The organism is Thermococcus aciditolerans, from assembly GCF_008152015.1.
Lineage (GTDB): Archaea > Methanobacteriota_B > Thermococci > Thermococcales > Thermococcaceae > Thermococcus > Thermococcus celericrescens.
Genome location: NZ_CP041932.1, coordinates 1 through 16245 on the forward strand (window position 1 = coordinate 1; position 16245 = coordinate 16245).

Here is a 16245-nt window from a genome sequence, read left to right on the forward strand (position 1 = left end):
ATGAGGCTGGTAATTCGACAGGATGATTTAAAGGAGATCATCAAAATGACAGAAAGGAGTGCTGTTGAGGTATGTGGCTTCCTCTTCGGGAGGCGAGAAGGGAATGACTTCATCGTCGAAGAAATTCGCTTCATCCCCAACAGGTTGAACTCGCCCACCGCCTTTGAGATGGAGCCGCTCGAGATGGTGAAGGCCATAGACGGGGCCGAGGAGAGGGGCCTTGGGGTGGTCGGCATATTCCATTCCCACCTAAAGTGCCCGCCGAGACCGAGCGGCAGGGACTTGAAGGGCATGAGGCTCTGGCCGGTCGTCTGGCTGATAGTTACGTCGAAGGGCGAGGTTAGAGCGTGGATTCTGAAGGAGGGGAAGGTTGAAGCGGTGGAGGTTGAGGACGAAGTTGACTCTGTTAGGGGGGATATAGAGGAACTCGCCAAGAGCGTGAGGAGGGGGATGTTCAACGGAGGAGGAACAGAGAAAGAACTCGAAGAATTGAGAATCGAAGCCCACGCACAGAGGGAACTTGATTAGTCCTCCCTAATCACGATCTCTATCCTTCTCCCCTCGCGGTAGCCCTTCATCGCCGAGAGCATGCCTTTGATGGTCTTCTCCACCAGCTCCTGCACCCAGTCCTTCATCGGCAGGACCTGGCCGTCTATTCTAACGGTCACCTTCGGTTTCTGACTCAGAACCACACAGTCCTTGGTCGTCTTCTCGCCCCTCACTATCATCCTCGCCATCTCGGCGCACTCAAAGCCGCAGAGGCCGCAGTCTATGTTGGGGAGCATGAAGGCTCTCTTCTCCACCAAATCCGCGAGCTTCTCCGGCTCTTTGGTAGCGTCTATGACAGGAAGGCCCTCAACCCCATCCGCACCCGCCGAGGCTATAACTCCGCTCACCGCTACGGCAAGGCCGTCGTTGAGCTCCCTCACGTCCTCCTCGTTCCTCGCGCATATTATCTTGGGAACGTGCTGAACCGATTTAAATCCCTCGAGCAGGAGGAAGTCCGCCGAGACCATTGAGAACAGCGCGTTGATGTCCTTGGCGTTGAAGAGGAGGGCATCGGTATCGTTCGCCCTGACAAGGACGGCATCGGCGACCTTTGAGAAGCGCCACGTATCGCTCCCCTCCCTGTCGAAGTCGACGTGCATGCTCTTGGCTATGGCAACGCGGTAACCTCTCTCCTTGAGGACCCTCGCGACGGCCTCAATCGTCGTCGTTTTCCCGCTCTTCTTGAAGCCAACGAAGGCAATGCCCCTCATCCCAATCCCTCACAGGAGCATTATCCAGTTGAGGTCGTCTATCTTCACCACGAGGGCCTTGGCCTTGTTCCCGGCTATGTCCACCACGTCCCTCAGGAGTATGACCTCCTCATCGAAGTCATCCAGGATTCCGGTGAAGGAGTGCTCGTTGCTAACAGCCAGGGCAACCCTCTTTCCCTTCCAGGCCTCTAGGGTTCTGTCGAGCAGGTACTGCTTCTCGCCCATGCGCTCACCTCCAGAAACCAAAAACCTATAAGGCTTTTAACCGTTTCCGGTTCGGTGATAGAATGAGGTTCGTTACGAAGAGTGAATCCGTGAAGAAATCGTTTTTGGAAGACCTTAGAAGAGAAGGCATCAAGTTCGAGCTTCATGAGAGACTCGGATACGAGGCGTTCGTGGGATACCTGCTCGAGGGGACTCTTGAGGAGATAAGCGCGCAGATAGACGTCATAGAGGGGGCCGACAGGGAGGCCCTCAGGGAGGGATTCGTCTCCTTCAGGGAGAGCCTCAACCACATACTGGAGCACATCAAGGTCGGCGAGAGGTTCGAGACCCTCCTTCAGGAGGGCCCCTGGGTTGCCGAGCTCCTCGACCAGCTCACGAGGAACGGCGCCATAGACTACAGCGACGGCGTCATCAAGCTGAGGAAAGGCATTGACGTCACGAAGCTCCGCTTCGAGTTCAAGTTCCCCTTCAACCTCGTCCACAGCCCGGAGAGCGCCGAGAGGATAGCCAAGCAGTTCGCCTTCACCGACCTCACCATGGAGTACGAGTTCGAGATACTCGAGCTGGACATAGCCAAGATAAACACCCTCGGAAAGATCGCATCGCGCTACTTCCCGGAGGACTACCTCCTGAGGGTCTACTTCGCGCTGATAGGCCGCTCGATCCTCTCAGGGGAGATACTCAAGTCCCTCGGCAACGAGAAGGTTCCGGAGGAAGACCTGGTCAAGGCGTTCATGAGGGCCTCGCCCATCTCGATACCCACTGAGAAGGGAACCCTCGTCATCAACTACTCCCCGAGGGCCGTCGAGGAGGTTCTCCGCTTCCTCAAGAGGGCCGGCTACGTCGAGATAAAAGCTGGAAAGGTCAAGAAGCTCAGGGACCTGGTCTGAGGTACTCGATCCTCGCCTTCCCATTCTTCTCCAGCCATTTCAGCAGTTCCTCTGCAAACTCGAACTTCTTCCTTTTGCTCTCCCATATCGGGGCGTGCTCCCTCAACCCGGGCTTGCTCCACCTCCCCACGGTCTCGCCGAAGTCGAAGCCGACCAGAACTATCTCCCTCGCGCCCAGCTCCTCGGCCAGAAAAGCGGCCCTGTCGCCGTCGGTAAAGCCACCGAAGTTGTAGACGATGTCCAGCGGTTCCGTCTGGGTCGTCCCCAGAACCCTTGAGAAGAGCGGCACGTAGGCGGTCAGTTTATCCACGTTGTCCCCGTGGGCATGAACGGCCATGAATGCTCCCCGGTCGTTCGCCAGCTTCAGGTCGGGAATTCTGCCGTCAAGGTCGGAGACGATGATGTCGGGCACCATATCGTGCTCTAGGAGTGCAGAAGTTGCCCCATCGGCGACTATCAACGTCCCATCGGAGAAATCAAACTCCTGGAGAGCATCCTCCAGGCTGGGCCCGCAGCCGAAGACGTAGGCCTTTCTCCCGACGACGGCCGCCAGCTCGTCCCGCAGGATGTATTCATCTCCCTCGAGGAGGAGCGCCCTGAGGATTCGAGCGGCCCTTCTGTCCCCCTCAATCGGGTACCCCATCTCCCGAACGATGCGGAGGTAGAGGGGCTTCCAGTCTTCCCAGTCCATGGAAGGGGATGGGGGTGGGGCATATATCAACTTTGCCCTTGGTTCATGTATGGACTTCGTCGGTCCGATAATGAGCACTGCGAAAGATTTAAATGCATGGATGTCCGTAAATATCCACCGGTGACACATTATGAGGCGACAGTACGCGACATTGGCTCTGGTGGTTTTGGTGGTTTTTTCTGCAGTGGCCAGCGGCTGTATAAGCGGCGGTGGCGGAGAGGAAGAGACAGCGACGATAGTGATGGGCGTTACGGACAAGGTGACTGACCTTGACCCCTCGAACGCCTACGACTTCTACACCTGGGAGGTTCTCAACAACGTCATGGAGGGCCTGGTAAAATACAAGCCGGGAACCCTCGAAATCGAGCCGGCTTTAGCCGAGAGCTGGGAGGTCAACGAGGACTCGACCGTTTGGACCTTCCACCTGAGGAAGGACCTTAAATTCGCGGACGGAACTCCCCTGAAGGCCCAGGATGTTGTCAGGAGCATCGAGAGGGTAATGACCATCCAGGGCGACCCGTCCTGGCTCGTTACGGACTTCGTGGACAAGGTGGAGGCGACGGACGACTACACGGTTGTTTTCTACCTCAAGCAGCCAACCGCATACTTCCTGGCCCTCCTCACGACCCCGCCGTACTTCCCGGTCCACCCGGACTACGCCCCCGACCAGATACAGAGCGACCAGACCGCCGGCGGTGCGGGCCCCTACAAGATAACCAAGTGGGTGCGCGATGAGGAGCTCGTTCTCGAGGCCAACCCGAACTACTACGGCGAGAAGCCCAAGACTGAAAAGATAATCATCAAGTTCTACCGCGACGCCTCGACAATGCGCCTCGCCCTCCAGAACGGCGAGATAGACATCGCCTGGAGGACGCTCAGGCCTAGCGACATAGACAGCCTGAAGAAGGATGAGAACTTCAACGTCATAGAGGTTCCTGGCGGATTCATCCGCTACATCTGTCTCAACACCGAGAACGACCCGACGAGCAACGTCAAGGTCAGGCAGGCGCTCGCGGCGGCCGTTGACAGGCCCGAGATAGCCCAGAAGGTCTTCATGGGGACCGTTGAGCCCCTCTACAGCCTGGTTCCGAACGGGATGTGGAGCCACAAGGACGTCTTCAAGACCGCCTACGGCGACGGCAACATAGAGAAGGCCAAGGGGCTCCTCAGTGAGGCCGGCTACTCCGAGAGCAACCCGCTGGAAATACAGCTCTGGTACACGCCGACCCACTACGGCGACACCGAGGCCGACCTTGCCCAGATGCTCAAGGAGCAGTGGGAGAAGACCGGAATGATAAAGGTCACCATCAAGAGCGCCGAATGGGGAACCTACACCGACTACGCCAGGAACGGCCAGATGCAGGTCTACCTGCTCGGCTGGTATCCCGACTACCTCGACCCCGATGACTACACCACCCCGTTCCTCAAGAGCGGCGCCAACAAGTGGGCCGGAACCGGATACTCCAACCCGACGATGGACGACCTCCTGAGCCAGGCCCAGAGGCTCAGCGACCAGAACGAGAGGACGAAGCTCTACGAGCAGGTCCAGGACATACTTGCCCAGGACGTTCCATACATACCGCTGATACAGGGCAAACTCTTCGTGGTGACCCAGAAGAACGTCAAGGGAGTGACCATAGGCCCGGACATGATATTCCGCTACTCGACCCTCTACAAGGAGTGATTTCCTTCTTTCACTCCTTTTTGTCTCAATTAAGAAGGGGTGATAACGTGGCCAGGGGACTCGGTCAGTACATAATAATCAGGGCGCTCATGATAATTCCGACGATCCTCATTCTCTACACCCTCGTGTTCTTCTTCCTGAGAATCCTTCCCGGAAACCCGGTTATGGCCGTCGTCGGAACGAAGAACATTCCCCCGGAGCAGCTGGAGCACCTCATGCAGATGGCGGGGCTCGACAAGCCCCTCTACGTCCAGTACTTCGACTACCTCAAGGGCGTCCTCCACGGCGATTTCGGAGTTACGCTGGCGTTCCCGATGGGAAAACCTGTGTGGGACTACATAGCCCAGCGCTTCCCGGCAACGCTTGAGCTCGCCCTCTGGGCCTTCACCGTCAGCGTGCTCCTGGGCCTCCTTACCGGAGTGATAGGGGCCACCCGGAAGGGGACGAAGACTGACACGGCGATGAGGGTCTACAGCATAATCGCCTACACGCTCTTCATACCCTGGTTCGGTATGATGCTCCAGTACCTCTTCGGAATCCACCTGCACTGGCTGCCCACTTCGGGCAGGCTCGACCCGGGGGTTAACCTCCACACGGTAACCGGCCTCTACGTCCTGGACAGCATCATTACCGGAAACTGGGACGCGCTGGTGAGCTCGGTAAGGCATCTGATCCTGCCGGCGCTCACCCTCGGAATAGTCCTCAGCGGAGCGTACACGAGGCTGGTGAGGAACAACATGGTTGACGTCCTCAGCCAGGACTTCATAAGGGCCTACCACGCGAGGGGTGTTGCCGACAGAAAGGTCATGTGGTACGCGCTGAAGAACGCCTTCATACCCGTCGTTACCCTCATGGGACTCCAGTTCGCCATACTCCTCGGCGGTGCGGTTCTTACCGAGACGACCTTCAGCTGGCCGGGAATGGGAACGTTCCTCGTGGACAGAATAGACTACCGCGACTACAACGCCATCCAGGGTGCGGTGATATTCTTTGCCTTCTTCGTCGGCATCATCAGCCTCATAGTGGACATAGTCTACGCGCTGCTCGACCCGAGGGTGAAGTACTGAGGTGGTCAAGATGGAGATAGCAGGAAAACTTACCGAGTTCGTCTTCGGGAAGAAGCCCGGCAGGGGCATGCTCATCTTCGGCATAATCATCGTCCTCATAGTGGTCATAATGGCGGTCTTCGCCCCCTGGATAGCCCCCTACGACCCGACTCAGAGCAGTGACGACGTCTTCGCCCCACCCAGCCCGGACCACCTCATGGGAACCAACAGACTCGGCCAGGACATGTTCTCGAGGATAGTCTGGGGCTCAAGGGTCGTCCTCTACGTCGTATTCATAGCGACGCTGCTCTCGATGGCGATAGGAATTCCCCTCGGACTGCTCTCCGGTTACCACGGTGGAAAAATCGACAGAACGCTGAGCGTGATAATGGACAGCATCTACGCGTTCCCTGCTTTGATCCTCGCGATGGTCATCGCGGTGGTTCTGGGCCCGAGTCCGATAAATACCGCCATAGCGATAAGCTTCGTCTACGTGCCGACCTACTTCAGGATGGTTCGCGGGCAGACCCTCAGCTTCACCGGCCAGCTCTTCGTTGAAGCGGCTCACGCGATAGGCGCGAGGGACAAGGAGGTCATGTTCAAGTACATCCTGCCCAACCTCGCACCAACCATACTGGTAGTCTTCACACTCAGCGTCGCCGATGCCATACTAACGGAGGCCGGCCTGAGCTTCCTGGGACTGTCGGTAACGCCGCCGACGCCCGACTGGGGATACGACCTGCGCGTCGGCCAGCCGTTCCTGCTCGACGGTTACTGGTGGCTGGTCTTCTTCCCGGGAATAATGATAATGCTCCTGGCCATGGCCTTCGCGCTGATAGGAGAGGCCCTCAGCGAGAGGCTCTCCCTTGGAACGAGGTGATGTGAATGCTGCTGGAAGTCAAAAACCTTAGCATCTACTACTACACCCTTGCGGGGGTCGTCAAAGGGGCCGAGAACGTGACGTTCAGCATAGGCAGGGGAGAGTGGGTCACCTTCGTTGGGGAGAGCGGAAGCGGAAAATCCACGGTCGCGCACGCGATAATGAACATCGTCCCGTCGCCGGGGAAGATAGTCTCGGGCGAAGTCATCTTCGAGGGAAAGGACCTGCTGAAGGTGGGCAAGGAGGAGCTGAGGAAGATCCGCGGAAAGGATATCAGCATGATATTCCAGGACCCCATGACCAGCCTCGACCCCCTCCGGAAAGCCGGTGACCAGATGGTCGAGGTCATGACCGTCCACGGCGTCCCGGAGGATGAGGCGAGGGAGAGGGCGAAGGAGCTCCTCGAGAAGGTCAACCTTCCGCCCGACAGGCTCGACTACTATCCCCACCAGCTCAGCGGCGGCCAGAGGCAGAGGATAAGCATAGCGATGGCGATGGCCTTCAACCCGAAGCTCCTCATCGCGGACGAACCGACGACTGCTTTGGATGTTATCGTGCAGGACTCCATAATGGACCTCATAGACGCCCTCAAGGCCGAGGGAACGAGCATCTACTTCGTTACCCACGACATCTCGCTTGCAGCCGAGAGGAGCGACAAGATAGCCGTCATGTACGCGGGGAAGCTCGTCGAGTTCGGAACCGTCGAGCAGATAGTCGAGAACCCGCTCCATCCGTACACGAAGGCGCTCATTGAGGCGGTTCCAGACCTCTGGAAGGAGAGCGAGGTCAGGGCGATTCCGGGATACCCACCCGACCTGAGGAACCCGCCCAAGGGCTGCCGGTTCCATCCAAGGTGCCCGGTTTTCAAGGAGCGCTCGACGCTCAAGGGCCTCTGCGACGCGGTCGAGCCCGGGATGATAGAGTACGAGAAGGGCCACTTTGTGGCCTGCCATCTCTATGGGGGTGCGGGGGAATGAGCGAGCCACTGCTTCGCGTTGAGAACCTGAAGAAGTACTTCCCTATCAGGAGGAACATCCTGGAGGTTCTCAGGAAGGAGCCGCCGCGCTACGTCAAGGCCGTCGACGGCATCAGTTTCGAGATAGACAGAGGAGAGGTTCTGGCGCTCATCGGCGAGAGCGGCTGCGGTAAAACGACCGCCGGAAGGACCGTTTTGAGGCTTATAGAACCCACGGACGGCAAGATAATCTTCGACGGGACGGATATAACGGAACTCTCCCGCGAGGAGATGAGGCCCTTCAGGCGGAGAATGCAGATAATCTTCCAGGACCCCTACGCCAGCCTAAGCCCCAGGATGAAGATCGGCGATGCGATAGCCCATCCGCTCCTCGTCCATGGGATAGCCGAGAAGGAGGAGGCGAAGGAGATAGCCCTCAAGATGCTGAAGCGCGTTGGACTGACCCCGGAGGATGAGTTCTACGACCGCTATCCCCACCACCTGAGCGGCGGCCAGAGGCAGCGCGTTGTGATAGCGAGGGCGATGGTCCTGAAGCCGGAGTTCGTTGTGGCGGACGAAGCGGTCTCGATGATAGACGTCTCGATGCGTGCCTCAATCCTCGAACTTCTCGAGTCCTTCAGGGAGGAGTACAACCTCAGCCAGCTCTTCATAACCCACGACATAGCGGTCGGCAAGCTCATAGCGGACAGGATAGCGGTGATGTACCTCGGCAAGATAGTCGAGATCGGCCCAACCGATGAAGTTCTGAAGAACCCCGCCCACCCGTACACGATGGCCCTCATCCAGGCGGTTCCATCAATAGCACGCAGGAAGAAGGAGAAGAAGCTCAAGATAACCGGAGAAGTTCCCAACGCCGCCAACCCGCCGAGGGGATGCCGCTTCCATCCAAGGTGCCCGTTCTCGAGCGAGACCTGCATAGCCCACGAGCCGGAGCTGGTGGAGATAGGCCACAACCACTTCGTTGCCTGCCACCACCCGCTTCACTAGCTTTCTTTTCTTAATTTCCGGTCTATTTTCAGCATCTCTCTCCACTGCCTTCCCGGCCAGTAGATTTGACCGCAATTCTCGCAGACGTAGAACTCGTCATAGCGCTCGTAAACGCTCTCCGGGACTCTCTCCTTAACCTCTTCCTTCGAGGCGGGCCTTATCAGTCCGTTGCATTTGGGGCAGCGTGCGTTGGCCGGAAAAAGCTCCCTGAATTCCACACCAAAACGCCTGAGTTCCTCGACCTGCCCCTCAAGAGAGTTCGAGTTCAGCAGGATTGATTCAACCCCGAGTTTCTCAGCCCTCTTTGCGAGGCCCGAGTCCCTGGTCAGAAGAACCCGGTTCTCAGCTAGGGCAACCCGGAGTATCTCATCGTCATCCTCCACCCCGTAGAGCGTGTCGTAGCCGTACAGCCGGAGCCACCTCGCGAGCCGGCCGAGCATCATGTCCGCTATGAACCTCATGTTCCGGAGTTGGCGGCAATCCTTATAAGGGAACTATTTCACAGCCATGAAATAGGTGAAAGCCGTTCTCTTCGATGTTGGAACCGACATAAGGGACTTCCTGAACGTTCCGCTGGAGGCGATTTTCCTCACCCACTGACACCACGACCACATATACGGCCTCTACAAACTCCGCTGGATGGCGATGGAAACGCCGCTCTACGCGCCGGAGGGACACGCCGATGCTCTAATCCTCCGTGAGCCCAAGAACCTCCAGCCGAAGGTCGTGAAACCGGGCGACGTTATCGAGCTCGACACCCTCAAAATCACCGCCTTCCGGCTAAACCATCAGGTCGAAACCCTCGGCTATCTCATCGAGGAGAACGGAAAGAGCATTGCTCTCCTCTACGATACTAAAGGCCTCCCAGAGGAGACGTGGGAGTTCCTCAAGGGGAAGGCCCCGCTCAGGCTGGCGATAGTTGACGCGACCTATCCCCCAGGGACCGACGACCCCTATCACAACAACGTTGACGAGGCGGCTGAGATAGGGCTTAAGCTTGCAGAGAGAACCGTTCTCAGCCACATCTCCCACAAGAACCTGCCCTTCCTCAAGCTGACGGAGTACGTGAGGAAGAGGTGGAAAAACAAAGTCCTGGTAGCCTACGATGGCATGGTGTTCTACGTCTAAACGTTTTTATCCGTTTCCGCCCAAAAGAAACCGGTGATGCCATGCGCGTTCTTGAGCTGGCGAAGAGGAGAAAGACCGTGAGGCAGTTTCTCCCGGAGAGGCCCCCGAAGGAGGACGTGATGAAGGCCATCAAGGCGGCAAAGGAAGCGCCAAGCGGTATGAACGCCCAGCCCTGGAAGTTCGTGGTTGTGGACGACGACTGGCTCAAGGGGAAGATAAGGGAACTCTGCGAGGAGGAAGAGGAGAAGTTCTACTCAAGGACGAAGGGTGACCTGATGGCCTGGCTGAACGCCAAGGGCTTCAAACCGGAGAAGCCCTTCCTCAGCGAGGCACCTTATTTGATACTCGTCTTTGGACACACCAAGGCCCCATACTGGCTCCAATCAACCTGGATAGCGGTCGGCTACCTTCTCCTTGCGCTCGAGGAGCTCGGCCTCGGCACCGTGACGTACACCCCTCCGAACCCGAAGCCCGTGGAGGAGCTGTTGAACGCTCCCCCGAACTACAAGCTCCAGACGATACTGCCAGTTGGCTATCCTGCAGACCCGAAGCCGAAGTACGAGAGGAGAAGGCTCGAAGAGGTGGTGAGCTTCAACGGCTTCTGAGGAGCCTTTCCAGCTCCTTCAGAACCCCCATCTGCTCCTCCACCTCAACCGCGCCGGGCCGTATCCTACGAACCATTTTCAGGGCTTCCCTCAGGGGGAGCCCCTTGGAGTACATCACCCATGCAACAGCAACCGTTCCGCTCCTCCCGAGGCCGCCCATGCAGTGAATCAGAACCTTTTTGCCCTCCTCAACCCTCGCCTCAATCCAGCGGAGGATTTCGAGGAGCTGGCTCAAGCTCGGTGCCGCGAAGTCCTCTATCGGGCTGTGGAGCACCTCGACACCCCTCTTTTCCCACTCGCCGAGCGAATAGGGCAGCTCGTGCTCCTCAACCAGGACAACTATCGCGTCGAATGTCTCCGAAACCGCATCCAGCTCGTTTGCAGTTGGCATCCTGGAGAAGGCCACGCTCTCATCGATGAACCTCGCCGAGGGCCACACAGCATCCACCCCCACGACACCATTTCAAAGAAGGGTTCAAGAAACTTGCCGACCAGCGTCCAATCAAGCACAGGTTTCACCGTTCAGAGCATCGATGGAGTACATCCAACGGCGGCCCATTTCAACTCAACTCGCAACGAAAGGCTACATTCTCAATGGAAAACCGAAACATATTTAAGTAACGCCGAGTAAATTAAACTGCATGCCCGGGGAACCCTGGGCGGGGGTGGAAACATGAAAAAACTCAGCACACTCTTCCTTATGGGGGTTATTCTCCTCGGAGTTCTAGCGGCCGGGTGTACATCGTCCCAGACCACAACCGAGACGACCACACCCACGCAGACCAACACGGTCCCACTCGTTGCGGATTCAAGCGGGGACGTGAACACCCAGGACCTGCAGTCGTACATAGACTCCCTTCCGGCGGAACCACTAACGGACGCGGAAAAAGAGGGGCTCATCTACATGGTTGAAGAGGAAAAGCTGGCCCATGACGTTTACACCAAACTGTATGAGAAGTGGGGACTTCCCATATTCAGCAATATCGCCAAGAGCGAGACAACCCACGTCGAGTCTGTAAGGATGCTTCTTAAGAAGTACAATCTAACCGACCCGACCGCCAGTGAGGGCATCGGCGAGTTCCAGAACGAGGAGCTTCAGAAGCTCTACGACCAGCTCATAGAGATGGGCATGAAGAGCGAAGTCGATGCACTCAAGGTCGGCGCTCTCATAGAGGAAACCGACATAAAAGACCTCCAGGAATGGCTTTCCCGGACGAACAAGGTGGACATCATAACCGTCTATGAGAACCTCATGATGGGAAGTAGAAACCACCTCAGGTCGTTTGTGGACCAGCTGAAAAATAGGGGAGTGACCTACGAGCCGCAGGTTCTCCCCAAGGACGAGTACGAGGCGATAATCAGCAGCCCGATGGAGACCGGCGGAGGCATGGGCGGCAAGCCTTGATCCCTATTTTTCTTCCCATACCAGCAGTTCATCCCTCTTGCTCTCTGCAAGCAGGGTTCCGTCTCTGTCAAAGAACCACGCGCCGCCGAAGCTGTCCCAGTGGCCAAAGCTGTTTACGATGAACGTTCTGACTCCAAGGATGGCAACTCGCCTGCCCATGTCATCCACTTCCTCCGCGAGGTTGAACTCACCCCACGGTGAGCGATCCATTGGCATGAAGACGTAATCTGGCCTTTTCCGTCTAATCCACTTTGCTATCCTCTTGTTGTAGAGGTCGCCGCAGATGATTATCGCGACTTTGCCGAACTCCGTTTGAGCTGTTTTCACGGTGTTGCCGGTGCAGAACTTCATCGGCTCCTGGAACTTGCGGTGCTTCAGCAGGATTTCCCCGTTCCTGCCGATCAGCAAAGCTGAATTGTAGACGCAGTTTTTGTATGGTTCGAGGAGTCCAAAGACTATGTAAACGCCCGCCTCCCTGGCAAGCCGGCTCACCCTCTCCACTATTTCGTCGTAAAGCTTCGCCCCACTGAAGTCCCACTCATTAAAGCCAGTCAAACAGTACTCCGGGAAGACAACGAAGTCCGGGTCATGTTTCAGGGCCTCCTCAAAGCGCTTCTCAAACTCCATCCAGTTGGCCTCGAAGTTTCCAACCTCAACGTGCATGGGAACCAGGGCAACCCTCATTTTCTGACCTCCCGTGTTTTTTGAGAACGAGCAGGAACGCATCGCACTCCCTGCCGTGACTCGTTACCCGTCCGAGGATGAGCTCCTCACTCACGAGGAGCCCATAAAGCCCGGTGAGCTCCTTTATCTTTTCTCTCAACCCATTAAGGTCGAAGTCGCCGACGAGGACTCTGCCACCGGGCGAGAGAACTTCAGCGGCCCGTTTTATGAACGACTCCGGTTCAAGGTCGTGGAGGATGTAGGAGAAGACCACGGTGTCAAAGTCCCGCCTAACGTCGTCGCTGAGGAAGTCCGTCCGGATGAAGACCAGCCGTCCGTTCTCAAGCTCCCGAAGGAAGGGAAAGAAGTCGGCCCTCTTTTCGACTCCGATGACGGTTCCCTTCTCGGAGAGCGCGAGGGCAAGCAGTCCGGAACCGGAGCCGACCTCAAGAATTCTCCCCCTGGCCCTCCTTAGGATCTCCTCCATGGTTCTGAGCCTCAGCCGGATCTCTTCCCTGTGGGCAGGAAACAAAGCCAGTGCCGAACCGGTGAGCCACTTGAGTTCCTCCTCCGTGCCGCCGGCCTTCCTGAAAGCTTCGAGGACTTTGAAGTGGAAGTTATCCAGGGTTTCTCTCACACAACCACCTCCGTCCTCAGGAAGGGTAGGGACAGCGAGAGCCCTTCGTCGAGCCAGATTCTCGCGAGCTCGCTTCCAACTCCGGTGGTGTTTTTGAGCAGTTCCCAGACGTTCCCCTTGAGTTCAAAGCGGGAGAAGCCGACGGTTTCGCCGCGCTCGATTACGAGGGCAGGAGTAGCGACCACCGAGAAGTCCCCCGTCGTCGGATCAAGTGCGTTCGCGCCCCTGACGCCGAGGACCAAAAATCCCTTCTCGACTTCACCTATAAGCCCATCGAGGCCCTTCCTTCCGGGGGCGAGCGTCAGGTTGTGCGGGCCATCGAAAACCCTCTCGCCTATCCTTATTCCGTTGCCCGTGCTCTTCCTCCCGGCCCTCCAAGCCGTGTAGCTGTCCCAGAGGAGTCCTTTAGCAACGCCTTCCTCAATGAGAACGTTTTTCCCCGCTTTGACTCCCTCGTCGTCTGCCTTCACGTAGCGGAGCGAGCCCTTATCGATCGGGTCGTCGAGAACCGTCACGAGAGGCGAGGCCAGGATTTCTCCTTCTTTCGCCTCCATTCCCGGCGCTTTCACCGCCGTGCTCCCCCGGAACTTCCAGAGGATGGGTGAAATGAGAAGGGCGTAAAGCGGCGTCGGTGCTATGATGACCTCAGCCTCTCCCTTCGGGGGCTCCGTCTCCCCAAGGCCCTCCACAAGGCGGAGGTAGGGATTAATGAGCTTTCCAACCTCAGTTCTCGCGGCGGAGCCGGTCGAGAGCGAGAACGGAACGTTGCTGGCTATTTCAAGCTCAACCTTCATAAGAGAGTAGGTCCCTTCGACGTCTGCCCCCGCGGTGCTCTCAATGGAGAGGCACCGGGTTATGAACTCAACGGTTCCAGAGAGCGAAAGCCCCCTTTTCCTCACATCATCCGCCAGCGAGGAGAGTTCCTCGGCCGAGTCCTCAACATCGGCCTCAAACGTCCTCTCCCAGCGCACCCTGGATCCAGGGGGAAGGGAGTAACTTTCATCCTTCGAAAAGCGCAGGAGCTCCCGGGCAAGTTTGATTGCCTTCTCCTCGTTCCTTCCTTCGGCGAGTGCACAGCCAACCCTGCCGTCCTCAACGAACCTGACCGCGGTGAACTCCCGAACCCGCGCGAAGGGCTTAACGCTTCCCTCCAGCGAAAGGCCGAGGCTCTTCCCCCTGAACCAATAAACTTCGCGCTCCATTCACACCACCATTATTCCTCTCTCGAAGAGAACGTGCGGCCCGCCCATGCTCACCCTTACCACTTGGCCTTTCCCGCAGTAGGAGTTCTCGAAGTCGAGCTCCTTACCGAGGCCCCGGATTCCGGGGAGTGCATCCAGGGCCCTTCCGCTGGCGGTGGCACCGAATATTGGCCCGGCAACCTCACCGTTCTCGATGGTGTAACCTTCAAGAATTCCGACAGTGAAAGACGAGTCTAATCCGGTCTGTCCAGGCCCGGGACGGACGAGGTAGTAGCCCCGCCTCACCTCAGCCAGGAGCTCCTCGAACGTCCAGTCGCCGGGCTCGAAGTAGGTGTTCCTCATCCTCACCATGGGCTCGAAGGCGTAACTCTCGGCCCTCGCGCGGCCGTTCGGCTCCACGCCGAGCTCAAAGGCCCTCTCCCTGTCCACGAGGGGCTCGCTGAAAACCCCGTCCTTCAGGATTTCGACCTTCCTAACTGGAACACCTTCGTCATCGTAGCGGTCGTTTCCGTGGCCGTCCTCGACGTTCCCGTCGCTCAGGCTCACGAGGTCCGGGGCAACCCTCTCTCCGAGCTTCCCCGCCAGGGGCGTGTTTGGCAACTCGTCGGCCTCCGCGAGGTGTCCTAAAGCCTCGTGGGCAATCATCCCCGCGAAGTAGGGCGAGAGAAGCACTGGGACATCACGGAGCTTCGGCCGCCTCCCTCTCAGGAAACAGTCGAGCTGTCCCTTTATTCCACCGAGTATCTTCCCGGTTATATCCTCAACGGCTTCAAACCCTCTCTCAACCGAGCCAGTGAGCTCGAAGAGCCATGCGCTCCGTCCGTTTGAAGAGACAGCCAAATCGACCTCAAACGAAATCCCCTCCAGCTCCCATTCAATTTCAGTCCCCTCGCTCGTGACAAGCCGTTTAAAGCCGGAGAAGTCGGAGTATTTGACGACCTTTCTTGAGGCTTCTGGGAGGGCGTTTAGGAGTTCCTTGACGGCCTCCACCTTCTCGTCGAGCGATACCTCGGAGGGCTTGATTTTCATCTTGCTTTTCACCCGGTCGCGTACTGGCCCGACCTTCGCGAGCCTCACCCTGCCTTCCCCAATCCGCGCAAGCCTTACCGCTTTCTCGACGGCCCACCCAAGGTCTTCCCGGGAGTTCACGGAGGCGAAGCCCCAGGAACCGTTCACGAGGACTCTAACCCCGAATCCCCCAGTGGAGCGGGCAGAAACATCAACTCTCTCTGAGGCTGTGATTTCCGCCCTGAGAAGCTCCTCGCACCGCACTTCCGCGTACTCCGCGCCGAGTGAGAGTGCGAGTTCAACGGCCTTCTCTACCTCCACTGCCAACACCTGAATTCCAAATCAAGAGTAATCCTTAAAAACCATTTGGAGTCGTAACACTGGGGATACAATGAAGGTCATTGGAGTTGCGTTCAGCGCCAGGAAGGGCGGCAACTGCGCCCGAATCCTCAGGTTCTGCCTTCAGAAGTTTGAGGAAAAAGGCCACGAGGGGGAGCTGGTAGAGGCCTATGACCTGGAGATAAGGCCCTGCAGCCACTGTGAATACGAGTGCTTCACCGGGAACTGTCCCATAAACGACGACGTGCCGGCGCTCTACGGGAAGGCAATGAAGGCTGACGTTCTGATATTCGCCGTCCCAACCTACGGCGGCCACGCCTCCGGCCTCTACAGGGCCTTCTCCGAGAGGGGCCAGGCCGTTTTCAAGAGCTACGAGGAATGGAAGGCATTCGAAGAGAAGCTGAACTTCATACTCATCGGGAACACCAGCTCCGGTGGGGATATGGCGCTCCACGAGGTGCTGTACGGGCTGACCGGTGGCGAGAGCTGGCCGGAGGCAGTTCTGCTGTCCTCGAACGAGTATGGCGGAGGTTCCCTCCGGGGAAACCTCACAGAGCACCCGGAAGTCCGGGCCAGACTTGAAAGGTTCGTCGGGAGGATACTTCAAAGGGGGTAAGGCC

At 57.7% G+C, this 16245-nt stretch carries 19 protein-coding genes and 1 pseudogene; 11 read left to right on the plus strand and 9 right to left on the minus strand.

Translation table 11 applies throughout. The features are described from left to right. Positions 1 to 528, plus strand: coding sequence for a M67 family metallopeptidase (locus FPV09_RS00005; RefSeq protein WP_148881896.1), 528 nt, complete (start codon positions 1 to 3; stop codon positions 526 to 528). On the opposite strand, the gene mobB is transcribed toward FPV09_RS00005, so the two are convergent. Beyond that, positions 525 to 1259, minus strand: a complete 735-nt coding sequence (gene mobB, locus FPV09_RS00010; protein ID WP_148881897.1) for a molybdopterin-guanine dinucleotide biosynthesis protein B — start codon at positions 1257 to 1259, stop codon at positions 525 to 527. The two genes, FPV09_RS00005 and mobB, sit on opposite strands and share 4 nt — an antisense overlap. Before the next feature lie 9 nt (positions 1260 to 1268). After that, complete coding sequence (locus tag FPV09_RS00015) at positions 1269 to 1484, minus strand: LSm family protein (protein WP_058937822.1); 216 nt, start codon at positions 1482 to 1484, stop codon at positions 1269 to 1271. Between the two features lie 62 nt (positions 1485 to 1546). Between FPV09_RS00015 and FPV09_RS00020 the strand changes: the two genes are divergently transcribed. Next, the gene (locus FPV09_RS00020; RefSeq protein WP_148881898.1) at positions 1547 to 2374 is read left to right on the plus strand and encodes a hypothetical protein; all 828 of its coding nucleotides are present in this window, start codon (positions 1547 to 1549) and stop codon (positions 2372 to 2374) included. Here the strand turns inward: FPV09_RS00020 and FPV09_RS00025 are convergent. After that, the gene (locus FPV09_RS00025; protein WP_148881899.1) at positions 2358 to 3065 is read right to left on the minus strand and encodes a 6-hydroxymethylpterin diphosphokinase MptE-like protein; all 708 of its coding nucleotides are present in this window, start codon (positions 3063 to 3065) and stop codon (positions 2358 to 2360) included. The two genes, FPV09_RS00020 and FPV09_RS00025, sit on opposite strands and share 17 nt — an antisense overlap. A 130-nt stretch (positions 3066 to 3195) precedes the next feature. Between FPV09_RS00025 and FPV09_RS00030 the strand changes: the two genes are divergently transcribed. The 5 genes from FPV09_RS00030 to FPV09_RS00050 are packed head-to-tail and all read left to right on the plus strand — an operon-like array spanning position 3196 to position 8638. After that, positions 3196 to 4749, plus strand: a complete 1554-nt coding sequence (locus tag FPV09_RS00030; protein ID WP_148881900.1) for an ABC transporter substrate-binding protein — start codon at positions 3196 to 3198, stop codon at positions 4747 to 4749. Positions 4750 to 4796: 47 nt separating this feature from the next. Then, positions 4797 to 5816 (plus strand): ABC transporter permease, encoded by a 1020-nt coding sequence (locus FPV09_RS00035; RefSeq protein WP_210411136.1) that lies wholly within the window; start codon positions 4797 to 4799, stop codon positions 5814 to 5816. 10 nt (positions 5817 to 5826) lie between these two features. Then, entirely contained in the window at positions 5827 to 6675 is an 849-nt protein-coding gene (locus FPV09_RS00040) for an ABC transporter permease (protein ID WP_148881901.1), read from the plus strand. A gap of 5 nt (positions 6676 to 6680) precedes the next feature. Further along, positions 6681 to 7652 (plus strand): ABC transporter ATP-binding protein, encoded by a 972-nt coding sequence (locus tag FPV09_RS00045; RefSeq protein ID WP_148881902.1) that lies wholly within the window; start codon positions 6681 to 6683, stop codon positions 7650 to 7652. Continuing rightward, positions 7649 to 8638: an ABC transporter ATP-binding protein gene (locus tag FPV09_RS00050; protein ID WP_148881903.1), complete on the plus strand. Its 990-nt coding sequence runs from the start codon at positions 7649 to 7651 to the stop codon at positions 8636 to 8638. Before FPV09_RS00045 ends, FPV09_RS00050 begins: the two co-directional genes overlap by 4 nt. On the opposite strand, the gene FPV09_RS00055 is transcribed toward FPV09_RS00050, so the two are convergent. Next, a complete protein-coding gene (locus tag FPV09_RS00055; protein ID WP_148881904.1) occupies positions 8635 to 9099 on the minus strand; it encodes a Mut7-C RNAse domain-containing protein in 465 nt (154 codons plus the stop codon). The two genes, FPV09_RS00050 and FPV09_RS00055, sit on opposite strands and share 4 nt — an antisense overlap. Positions 9100 to 9157: 58 nt before the next feature. On the opposite strand from FPV09_RS00055, the pseudogene FPV09_RS00060 reads away from it, so the two are divergent. Continuing rightward, positions 9158 to 9766: pseudogene (locus FPV09_RS00060) on the plus strand (MBL fold metallo-hydrolase); the annotation flags it as partial. 41 nt (positions 9767 to 9807) lie between these two features. Then, positions 9808 to 10371 carry a nitroreductase family protein gene (locus FPV09_RS00065; protein ID WP_148881905.1) on the plus strand — a complete coding sequence of 188 codons (564 nt, stop codon included), beginning with the start codon at positions 9808 to 9810 and terminating at the stop codon, positions 10369 to 10371. Here the strand turns inward: FPV09_RS00065 and FPV09_RS00070 are convergent. Then, entirely contained in the window at positions 10358 to 10810 is a 453-nt protein-coding gene (locus FPV09_RS00070; protein WP_148881906.1) for a protein-tyrosine phosphatase family protein, read from the minus strand. The genes FPV09_RS00065 and FPV09_RS00070 overlap by 14 nt on opposite strands. A gap of 234 nt (positions 10811 to 11044) precedes the next feature. On the opposite strand from FPV09_RS00070, the gene FPV09_RS00075 reads away from it, so the two are divergent. After that, positions 11045 to 11776 carry a DUF2202 domain-containing protein gene (locus FPV09_RS00075; protein ID WP_148881907.1) on the plus strand — a complete coding sequence of 244 codons (732 nt, stop codon included), beginning with the start codon at positions 11045 to 11047 and terminating at the stop codon, positions 11774 to 11776. A gap of 3 nt (positions 11777 to 11779) precedes the next feature. On the opposite strand, the gene FPV09_RS00080 is transcribed toward FPV09_RS00075, so the two are convergent. From FPV09_RS00080 to FPV09_RS00095, 4 genes are read right to left on the minus strand one after another with little or no spacing between them, the layout of a single operon-like run. Further along, positions 11780 to 12460, minus strand: coding sequence for a carbon-nitrogen hydrolase family protein (locus FPV09_RS00080; RefSeq protein WP_148881908.1), 681 nt, complete (start codon positions 12458 to 12460; stop codon positions 11780 to 11782). Then, positions 12429 to 13076, minus strand: a complete 648-nt coding sequence (locus FPV09_RS00085) for a class I SAM-dependent methyltransferase (RefSeq protein ID WP_148881909.1) — start codon at positions 13074 to 13076, stop codon at positions 12429 to 12431. Before FPV09_RS00085 ends, FPV09_RS00080 begins: the two co-directional genes overlap by 32 nt. Continuing rightward, positions 13073 to 14278, minus strand: coding sequence for a TldD/PmbA family protein (locus FPV09_RS00090; RefSeq protein ID WP_148881910.1), 1206 nt, complete (start codon positions 14276 to 14278; stop codon positions 13073 to 13075). The genes FPV09_RS00085 and FPV09_RS00090 overlap by 4 nt, the downstream gene beginning before the upstream one ends. Beyond that, on the minus strand, positions 14279 to 15607 hold the full coding sequence (locus FPV09_RS00095) for a TldD/PmbA family protein (protein ID WP_246112354.1): 1329 nt from the start codon (positions 15605 to 15607) through the stop codon (positions 14279 to 14281). Between the two features lie 70 nt (positions 15608 to 15677). Between FPV09_RS00095 and FPV09_RS00100 the strand changes: the two genes are divergently transcribed. Continuing rightward, positions 15678 to 16241 carry a flavodoxin family protein gene (locus tag FPV09_RS00100; protein ID WP_148881912.1) on the plus strand — a complete coding sequence of 188 codons (564 nt, stop codon included), beginning with the start codon at positions 15678 to 15680 and terminating at the stop codon, positions 16239 to 16241. The last annotated feature ends 4 nt before the right edge of the window (positions 16242 to 16245 follow it).

Coding starts and splice junctions, on each gene's coding strand:
- FPV09_RS00065 (WP_148881905.1), top strand. CDS start 9,808: ATGCGCGTTCTTGAGCTGGCGAAGAGGAGAAAGACCGTGAGGCAGTTT.
- FPV09_RS00055 (WP_148881904.1), bottom strand. CDS start 9,099: ATGAGGTTCATAGCGGACATGATGCTCGGCCGGCTCGCGAGGTGGCTC.
- FPV09_RS00045 (WP_148881902.1), top strand. CDS start 6,681: ATGCTGCTGGAAGTCAAAAACCTTAGCATCTACTACTACACCCTTGCG.
- FPV09_RS00025 (WP_148881899.1), bottom strand. CDS start 3,065: ATGGACTGGGAAGACTGGAAGCCCCTCTACCTCCGCATCGTTCGGGAG.
- FPV09_RS00040 (WP_148881901.1), top strand. CDS start 5,827: ATGGAGATAGCAGGAAAACTTACCGAGTTCGTCTTCGGGAAGAAGCCC.
- FPV09_RS00050 (WP_148881903.1), top strand. CDS start 7,649: ATGAGCGAGCCACTGCTTCGCGTTGAGAACCTGAAGAAGTACTTCCCT.
- FPV09_RS00075 (WP_148881907.1), top strand. CDS start 11,045: ATGAAAAAACTCAGCACACTCTTCCTTATGGGGGTTATTCTCCTCGGA.
- FPV09_RS00100 (WP_148881912.1), top strand. CDS start 15,678: ATGAAGGTCATTGGAGTTGCGTTCAGCGCCAGGAAGGGCGGCAACTGC.
- FPV09_RS00005 (WP_148881896.1), top strand. CDS start 1: ATGAGGCTGGTAATTCGACAGGATGATTTAAAGGAGATCATCAAAATG.
- FPV09_RS00090 (WP_148881910.1), bottom strand. CDS start 14,278: ATGGAGCGCGAAGTTTATTGGTTCAGGGGGAAGAGCCTCGGCCTTTCG.
- FPV09_RS00080 (WP_148881908.1), bottom strand. CDS start 12,460: ATGAGGGTTGCCCTGGTTCCCATGCACGTTGAGGTTGGAAACTTCGAG.
- mobB (WP_148881897.1), bottom strand. CDS start 1,259: ATGAGGGGCATTGCCTTCGTTGGCTTCAAGAAGAGCGGGAAAACGACG.
- FPV09_RS00030 (WP_148881900.1), top strand. CDS start 3,196: ATGAGGCGACAGTACGCGACATTGGCTCTGGTGGTTTTGGTGGTTTTT.
- FPV09_RS00020 (WP_148881898.1), top strand. CDS start 1,547: ATGAGGTTCGTTACGAAGAGTGAATCCGTGAAGAAATCGTTTTTGGAA.
- FPV09_RS00015 (WP_058937822.1), bottom strand. CDS start 1,484: ATGGGCGAGAAGCAGTACCTGCTCGACAGAACCCTAGAGGCCTGGAAG.